Source organism: Bradyrhizobium sp. PRIMUS42 (genome assembly GCF_023006515.1).
GTDB lineage: Bacteria > Pseudomonadota > Alphaproteobacteria > Rhizobiales > Xanthobacteraceae > Bradyrhizobium.
The window spans coordinates 1-473 of record NZ_JALBGZ010001584.1; the positions used below are offsets into that span (position 1 = coordinate 1).

At 67.7% G+C, this 473-nt stretch carries 1 protein-coding gene; it reads right to left on the minus strand.

Annotated features, from left to right (window positions below):
• The coding region (locus tag MOV75_RS41780; RefSeq protein WP_309487028.1) for a cytochrome c-type biogenesis CcmF C-terminal domain-containing protein at nucleotides 1–473 on the minus strand (473 nt) is incomplete at both ends.

The following is a 473-nucleotide window of genomic DNA, read 5'->3' on the forward strand; positions in this document are numbered from 1 at the left end:
CGACCCGCAGGCGCCGGTCGGACAGCGACAGCACCCCGCCGAACGCCATCAGCACCGGCCCCCACCAGATCAGGAGCACCAGCGGCTTGTGATAAATGCGCACGGCGATGGCGCCCTCGGCGGTGGCATCGCCAAGCGAAATGTAGAGCTGGCTCGCGCCGCGCGTCAGCAGCGCGGCCTCGGTGGTCGACGAGCCGCGGGTGGTGAAGCTGCGCTTGGAGGGCGTCATGACGCTGAGGGTCTCGCCATCACGGCTGACGTTGAACTCGGCGATCATCTCGCGGTAGTTCGGGCCCTGACGCTGAAGCAACCCGTCGAGCTTCACGTCGAAGCCGGCGATGTGGGCGACGTCGTTCTGCTTCATCGTCGCGATATGTTCGCTGTTCCAGGTGGTCTCGCAGACGATTCCGATCAGCGCCACGCCGAGGCCGGCATGCGCAAACGCCGTGCCCCAGGCCGAACGCGGCAGGCCG